The 7,173-nt window shown below is 75.9% G+C and carries 7 protein-coding genes; 5 read left to right on the forward strand and 2 right to left on the reverse strand.

Going from position 1 to position 7,173, the window contains the following annotated elements:
- From C6N75_RS31175 to C6N75_RS28870, 4 genes are all read left to right on the forward strand, one after another.
- A partial coding sequence (locus C6N75_RS31175) for a hypothetical protein (protein WP_219852928.1) occupies nt 1–309 on the forward strand: 309 nt, incomplete at its 5' end.
- Nucleotides 310–473: 164 nt separating this feature from the next.
- The gene (locus tag C6N75_RS28860; RefSeq protein WP_105871795.1) at nt 474–1,634 is read left to right on the forward strand and encodes a protein phosphatase 2C domain-containing protein; all 1,161 of its coding nucleotides are present in this window, start codon (nt 474–476) and stop codon (nt 1,632–1,634) included.
- A 90-nt stretch (nt 1,635–1,724) separates the two neighbouring features.
- Complete coding sequence (locus C6N75_RS28865) at nt 1,725–3,467, forward strand: pyruvate dehydrogenase (protein ID WP_105871796.1); 1,743 nt, start codon at nt 1,725–1,727, stop codon at nt 3,465–3,467.
- A 200-nt stretch (nt 3,468–3,667) separates the two neighbouring features.
- Nucleotides 3,668–4,213, forward strand: a complete 546-nt coding sequence (locus C6N75_RS28870; RefSeq protein WP_105871799.1) for an ATP-binding protein — start codon at nt 3,668–3,670, stop codon at nt 4,211–4,213.
- Nucleotides 4,214–4,291: 78 nt separating this feature from the next.
- Here the strand turns inward: C6N75_RS28870 and C6N75_RS28875 are convergent, their stop codons facing one another.
- Complete coding sequence (locus C6N75_RS28875) at nt 4,292–5,395, reverse strand: DUF2637 domain-containing protein (RefSeq protein WP_105871797.1); 1,104 nt, start codon at nt 5,393–5,395, stop codon at nt 4,292–4,294.
- Between the two features lie 222 nt (nt 5,396–5,617).
- Complete coding sequence (locus C6N75_RS28880) at nt 5,618–6,469, reverse strand: (2Fe-2S)-binding protein (RefSeq protein ID WP_105871798.1); 852 nt, start codon at nt 6,467–6,469, stop codon at nt 5,618–5,620.
- A gap of 163 nt (nt 6,470–6,632) precedes the next feature.
- Between C6N75_RS28880 and C6N75_RS28885 the strand changes: the two genes are divergently transcribed.
- A partial coding sequence (locus C6N75_RS28885) for a GntR family transcriptional regulator (protein ID WP_258177671.1) occupies nt 6,633–7,173 on the forward strand: 541 nt, incomplete at its 3' end.

Genomic DNA, 7,173 nt, shown 5'->3' on the forward strand with positions numbered 1-7,173 from the left:
CCCCGCCCCTCTCGGCACGATCTGCCGGAGGACGGGACGAAGACCCTGCCGACCACCCGCGGGCTCACCATCGGCCGCACCGCCGGCGGCCACCAGGGGGCGTCCCGCCCCGCTCGCCCCGGGCCCCCTCGCGTACTCCCACGACGGCGGTACGACCCGGACCGCGGCCCGCGTCGCCGAACGCGGCGGACGGCGACCGCGGACCACGGCGGCGCGACCGGCCGCCCCGCGACCCTGCGCGCCGCGTTCGCCGACCGGCTGGGCGAGACCGTCACCCGGAGCGTGCGCCGCGCCCCCGACGTGCGCTGACCTGCCGTCAGGCGCACCACCGAGACCGGTCCGCCGGGCGTCCTTCCCGTGGGGGGTGGGGCCGCCCGGCGGACCTTCCGCCGTCCGACCGGTCAGCCCCGCACGATGACCACTTTTTCCCCGGGGCCGTTTTCGCCGCGCCCCCGCGGTCGATAATCAGGGTCATGAGCCCACAGGGGGAGCCCTCCAGCGCCGCGGACGACTGGTGGGACAAGCTGTACGGCGACGGCGACGGCGCGGACGCCCCGCCGCCCGCCCCGGGGAACCGTCCGCCCGCGCCCTGGGAGACGGCGGCGCACGAGCGGCGCACCCCGCGCACGTTCCCCGGCGCCCAGCCGCCCGGGGCCTCGGTGCCGCCGCCGCCCGCGCACCCGCCGGCCGTGCCGCCGCCGCCGGCCGGCGTGCCCCGCCCCCGTACCGCCCACGTCGGCGACGGCCCGCCCACCTACGACCCCGAGCCCACCGCGCTGCCCGCAGCGCACCCCGAGGAGCTGGACCGGCTCACCGCCGACACCGTGCTGGACGGCGCCCGCTACGGCGCCTGCACGCTGCGTGCCGCCTCGGTGCGCGGCGACTCTGCCCGCTACCGCGGCGAACCCCGCCGCGACGCCCTGCTCACCGCCCGGTTCGGGGCCGGGGACGAGGCGCTGCTGCTGGTCGCCGTCGCCACCGGCGCCCGGACCGCGGACGGCGCCCACCGGGCCGCCGCCGACCTGTGCCACTGGATCGGCGAGTCGGTCGGACGCAGCCACGCCCGGCTGTCGGAGGACATCCGGGCCGGCCGCCGAGGCGAGCTGCGCTCCGGACTGCACCGGCTGGCCGACCGCTCCTTCGGCCGGCTCCGCGCCCGCGCCGCCGAACGCGGCCTGCCACCCGACGCGTACACCGCGGGGCTGCGGTGCCTGCTGCTGACCGCCGACCCCGCCTGCCGCATCCGGGTGTTCTTCGGCGTCGGCGACGGGGGGCTGTTCCGGCTGCGGGACGGCAGCTGGCAGCTCATCGAACCGACCCCGGCCCAGCCGCCAGCCGCCCCCGAGCCGCCGCCGCTCGCGCCGTCGTACGCCGGTCTGCCGCCGGAGCCGCCCGCGCCGCCGGCCGAGCCGTTCCGCTTCCGCGCCTCGGTGGGCCGCCCCGGGGACGTGCTGCTGCTCGCCGGGCGCGGCATGGCCGAGCCGCTGCGCGGCGAGCCGGCGCTCGCCGGGGAGCTGGCCGCCCGCTGGGGCGCGGGAGCCCCGCCGGGCCTGGCCGCGTTCCTCGCCGACACCCAGCTCCGGGTGAAGGGGTACGCCGACGACCGCACCTGCGCGGCCATCTGGGAGGCGTGAGCGGTCCGGGCGTCGCGGCCGTCCGGGAGGCGTGACCGGTCCGGGCGTCTGCGGGAGGCGCGACGCCTCCCGCCGTGCGTGGATGGACGCATGGCGAAACAGAACGTGGCAGAGCAGTTCGTCGACATCATCGCCCGCGCCGGGGTGCAGCGGCTGTACGGCGTCGTCGGCGACAGCCTCAACCCGGTGGTCGACGCGGTCCGCCGCACCCCGGGCATCGACTGGGTGCACGTCCGGCACGAGGAGGCCGCCGCGTTCGCCGCCGGCGCGGAGGCGCAGATCACCGGCCGCCTCGCGGCCTGCGCCGGCTCCTGCGGGCCGGGCAACCTGCACCTGATCAACGGGCTGTACGACGCCCACCGGTCGATGGCGCCGGTGCTGGCCCTCGCCTCGCAGATCCCGTCCGCGGAGATCGGCCTCGGCTACTTCCAGGAGACCCACCCCGACCGGCTGTTCACCGAGTGCAGCCACTACTGCGAGCTGATCTCCAGCCCGCAGCAGATGCCCCGGGTGCTCCAGACCGCCATCCAGCACGCCGTCGGGCGGGCCGGGGTCAGCGTGGTCGCCCTGCCCGGCGACATCGCCGCCGCTCCCGCACCCGCCAAGGCGTACGAGCATGCTCTGGTCACCTCCCGGCCCACCGTCCGCCCCGGCGACGAGGAGATCGACGCGCTGGTGAGGCTGGTGGACGAGGCCGACCGGGTCACCCTGTTCTGCGGCAGCGGCACGCGCGGGGCGCACGAGGAGGTCATGACGTTCGCCGAGCGGGTCAAGGCCCCGGTCGGCCACGCCCTGCGCGGCAAGGAGTGGATCCAGTACGACAATCCGTTCGACGTGGGGATGAGCGGGCTGCTCGGCTACGGCGCCGCCTACGAGGCCACCCACGAGTGCGACCTGCTGATCCTGCTCGGCACCGACTTCCCGTACCAGGCGTTCCTGCCCGACGACGTCAAGATCGTCCAGATCGACGTGCGGCCCGAGCACCTGGGCCGCCGCTCCAAGCTGGACCTGGCGATCTGGGGCGACGCGCGGGAGACCCTGCGCTGTCTGACGCCGAGGGTGCGCGCCAAGCACGACCGGAAGTTCCTGGACCGGATGCTGAAGAAGCACGCCGACGCCCTGGAGGGGGTGGTCAAGGCTTACACCCGCAAGGTGGAGAAGCACACCCCGATCCATCCCGAGTACGTGGCCGCGGTGCTGGACGAAGTCGCCGACGACGACGCGGTGTTCACCATCGACACCGGGATGTGCAACGTCTGGGGAGCGCGGTACCTCACACCCAACGGGCGGCGCCGGATCATCGGCTCGTTCAGCCACGGCTCGATGGCCAACGCCATGCCCCAGGCCATCGGCGCCCAGCTCACCGACCGCAAGCGGCAGGTCGTCTCGCTCTCCGGCGACGGCGGCTTCGCCATGCTGATGGGCGACTTCCTCACCCTGGTCCAGCAGGACCTCCCGGTGAAGATCGTGCTCTTCGACAACTCCTCGCTGGGCATGGTCGAGCTGGAGATGATGGTCGCCGGACTTCCGGCGTACGGCACCTCGAACCGCAACCCGGACTTCGCCGCGGTGGCGCGCGCGGCCGGGGCGTACGGGGTGCGGGTGGAGAAGCCCAAGGAGCTGGCGGGCGCGCTGAAGGAGGCCTTCCGGCATCCGGGTCCGGCGCTGGTGGACGTGGTCACCGACCCCAACGCGCTCTCCATCCCGCCCAAGATCAGCGCCGAGATGGTCACCGGCTTCGCGCTCTCGGCGAGCAAGGTGGTGCTGGACGGCGGGGTGGGCCGGATGGTGCAGATGGCCCGCTCCAACCTGCGCAACATCCCCCGGCCCTGAGACCGGCGCCCGGGGCGGGGCGCACGTCCCGGCCGCCGCGCCCCGCCCCGTATCCGGCTCCGAGCCCCCGGTGGAGCAGTGCGCCCCCCGGACGCCTCTTGGCCCCGCACGGCAGAAGGCGTGACGCTGCGCAGGCACGGGCATGCATCCCGTGAACCTGTTCGAGGGGAAGGGCAGTCGACGTGCGGGTGGGGGAGACGATGGAGCGTCAGGGCGCGGCCGGACCGGCCCGTGGACAGACCGCAGGCGGCGCGGCGCGGCCGGACGCCCTGCGGCCGGTCCACTGGCGCCGCCAGGTCGCCGGCGCGGAGATGACCGCCGTGCCGGAGGTCCGGCGGGCGGTACGGGAGCTGCTGCGGCACCACTGGGCCGAGGAGGCGGACTCGGCCGCCTCGGCGGAGCTGTGCGCCACCGAGCTGGTCACCAACGCGCTGGTGCACACCGATCGCGGGGCCGTGGTCACCGCCACCATGGGCCCCGCCCCCGGCGCGGCGCTGCGGGTGGAGGTGCGCGACTTCACCGCCGCGATGCCCACCCCGTGCGACCCCACCGTGGACGACGGCACCCACGGGCGGGGGCTGATGCTGGTCCAGACGCTCGCCGACTCCTGGGGGGTGTCGGCGGACGGCGTGGGCAAGGTGGTCTGGTTCGAGCTCGCCGCCGGACCGGCGGAGAGACTGGTGGTGGACACCGCGGGACCCGCTGCGGGCGGAGTCGGACACGCGGACGCCCCCGGCCCCGCCTGAGCGGGCGGAACCGGGGGCGTGCGCGCGTCGGGCCGTACGGGACTCATCCGCCCCGTTGCCGTCGCCGTTGCCGGGGGGTCAGCCGAACTGCTGCTCCAGGCTCTTCAGCTTCTGCTCCAGCGAGTCCAGCCGGGGCAGCGCCTGGGTGTCGTCCTCCGCGGTCAGGTCGACCGCGCCGGCCTCCGGGACCGGCTTCACCGCCTGGAGCGAGGGCCGGTGGCGTAGCGGCAGTTGCTCCGCGCCGGAGGCGCCGGATATGGCGGGGTCCGCGGCGGACGCGGCGCCCTCCAGGGCTCCGGCCGGCTGGCCGGACGACCCCATCTCCAGCGGCCCGGCGGACATCGCCGCCGCGGCCCGCACGTCCACCTGCCGGCCGCCGCGGCCCAGGCCGAAGGCCCGGTGCTGGCGGTTGAAGGCCTTCAGCCGGGCCCGTTCCAGCTTGCGCTCCTCGCGCTGCCGCTGCCGGGCGCGCTCCCGCTCCCGGCGGTCCTCGCGGACCTCGTCGACCGCCTCGTCCAGGGTGCGCACGCCCTCCAGGAGCATCAGCGACCAGGCGCCGAAGGTCTCCCGGGGCGCCCGCAGCCAGCGGACGATCCGGATCTGCGGCAGCGGCCGGGGCACCAGCCCCTGCTCGCGCAGCGCGGCCCGCCGGGTCTGCTTCAGCGCCCGGTCGAACAGCACCGCCGCCGACAGCGACATCCCCGCGAAGAAGTGCGGCGCCCCGGCGTGGCCCAGCCCCCGCGGTGCGTGCACCCAGTTGAACCAGGCGGCGGCTCCGGCGAAGGTCCACACCAGCAGCCGGGAGCCGAGCGCGGCGTCGCCATGGCTGGCCTCCCGTACGGCCAGCACCGAGCAGAACATGGCCGCCCCGTCCAGGCCGAACGGCACCAGGTACTCCCAGCCGCCGGACAGGTTGAGGTTCTGCCGGCCGAAGCCGACCAGCCCGTGGAAGGAGAGCGCGGCCGCCACCGCGGCGCAGCAGAAGAGCAGCAGGTACGAGGCGGTGCCGTAGACCGCTTCCTTGCGCCGCCGGCGCTCCTCGGTGCGCTCCCAGGAGTCGTCGGCCGGGGCCTTCTCGCCGGCGCGCCTGGCCCGGGTGAGCACCGCCACCGCCGCCACGACCCCGACCAGCATCACAGCGCCCGGAAGCAGCCAGTCCAGCGATATGTCGGTCAGTCTCATGCGCCAGTTCCCTTGCATCACTCGCGGTGGGGAAGTTCCGGCGGTCATCCTGGCCCACGGCAAACGGGCCCGGCGCGGTTTCGGGACAAGAGCACGCCAACGGGGCCGTCCGGACCGCGCTCGGGGCCGATAACCTCGAACGAGCGTGCGGGGAGCATGGGTTGCGTTCGGTCGACATCACCCGTACGGGTGGCGTGAACGGCCGCAAGGAACGCCGGGCCGTCAGGCGGCGGTGGTCAGCCGGCGGACGCGGTCCTCATCGCAGGTGCGCGGACAGGTCACGCAGGTGTCCTCGGGGCGCAGCGTGTAGAAGAAGCAGCAGCTCGCCCGGTCGCGGGTCGGCAGCGACTCGCCCGCCGGGCCGGTCAGCTCGCGAAAGCCCGCCGTCCCCACGTACGGCTTCGCGGCCGCAGAGCCCGGCAGCAGCAGCGCCAGCTCGGCCATGGCCCGCCGCTCCTCGCCCAGCAGGTGCCCGACGTACCACAGGCCCTCGACGATCTCGTCCGTCACCATGCCCCACAGGGCGCGCCGGCCGCGCCGCATCCGGGGCGCGAACCCCTCCAGCACCGGCTCCAGGTGCTCGGCGACGGCCGCCCGCACCTCGGCGCGCAGGGCCTCCTCGTCCGGCACCACCCGCGCGCCGGGCAGCGCGGCGGCCGGGTCGCCGGGCAGGCAGGCGAACTCCCGCACCCGTACGGTCATCCGGCCGAGCGTCCGCTGGAAGGAGACGTCCGCGGCCGGAACCCGGGGCACCCGCCGGTGCAGGAACCACGGCACCGTCACCAGCAGGCAGGCGGGCCAGGCGTACCGGTGGAAGCCGAACCCGGCCAGCACGTCCGCGCGGGCCGGCTGCCCGTAGTCCCGCAGCACCTGCTCCTCGTCCCAGGCCAGGAACTCGGCCAGCGCGGCACCACCCCCGGCCAGCTCCGAGGCCCGCACCCAGCCGGGCCCGCTCGGGTGCTCCGCGTCCTCCGCCAGGCGCCGCACGGCCAGCGAGGGGAACACCTCGGCCAGGCGCGCGTAGGCGTCCGCGACGGGGCAGGCCAGGGCGGGCAGCACAGCGGAGACGGGCATCGGATGACCACCGCATCGGATCGTGGACAGGTAATCGTTGGCAGGTAAGCCTTACCTTATCGGATCTACCGGAGGTGTGAACGACGGTCCCGTGCGCTTATCGTGCACACCGGCCCCCTGCCGCGCGAGCCGGGGACCGGATCACCGGCACAGGAGGACCCGAGTGGAGCACGGCGGAGCGGCGGAGCGCGCCCCCGGGCGGCCGGTGCTGCGCCACTCGGTGCGCGCCCAGGTCCTCGACCTGCTGCGCACCGCGCTCGCCAGCGGCGACCTGGCGCCCGGCGAGGTGTACTCCGCCCCCGCCCTCGGCGAGCGGCTCGGCGTCTCCGCAACCCCGGTGCGCGAGGCCATGCAGCGCCTCGCCGCCGAGGGGGCTGTCGAGGTGGTGCCCAACCGCGGCTTCCGCGTCGTCCGGCGCACCACCCGCGAACTGGCCGAGCTGGCCGAGGTGCGGGCGCTCATCGAGGTGCCGGTGATGCTGCGGCTCGCCCGCACCGTGGAGGCCGCTCGCTGGGACGAGCTGCGCCCGCTCGCCGAGGCCACCGCGACCGCCGCCGCCCGCGGCGACCGCGCCCGCTACGCCGAGTCCGACCGCGCCTTCCACCGCGCGGTGCTCGCCCTCGCCGGCAACGCCCAGCTCCTCGCCGTCGCCGACGACCTGCACCGCCGGTCCCAGTGGCCCCTGGCCGGCGGCCGGCCCGCCA

Origin of the sequence: Streptomyces solincola, from assembly GCF_002982015.1 — a bacterium.
In the GTDB taxonomy this organism is placed as follows: domain Bacteria; phylum Actinomycetota; class Actinomycetes; order Streptomycetales; family Streptomycetaceae; genus Streptomyces; species Streptomyces solincola.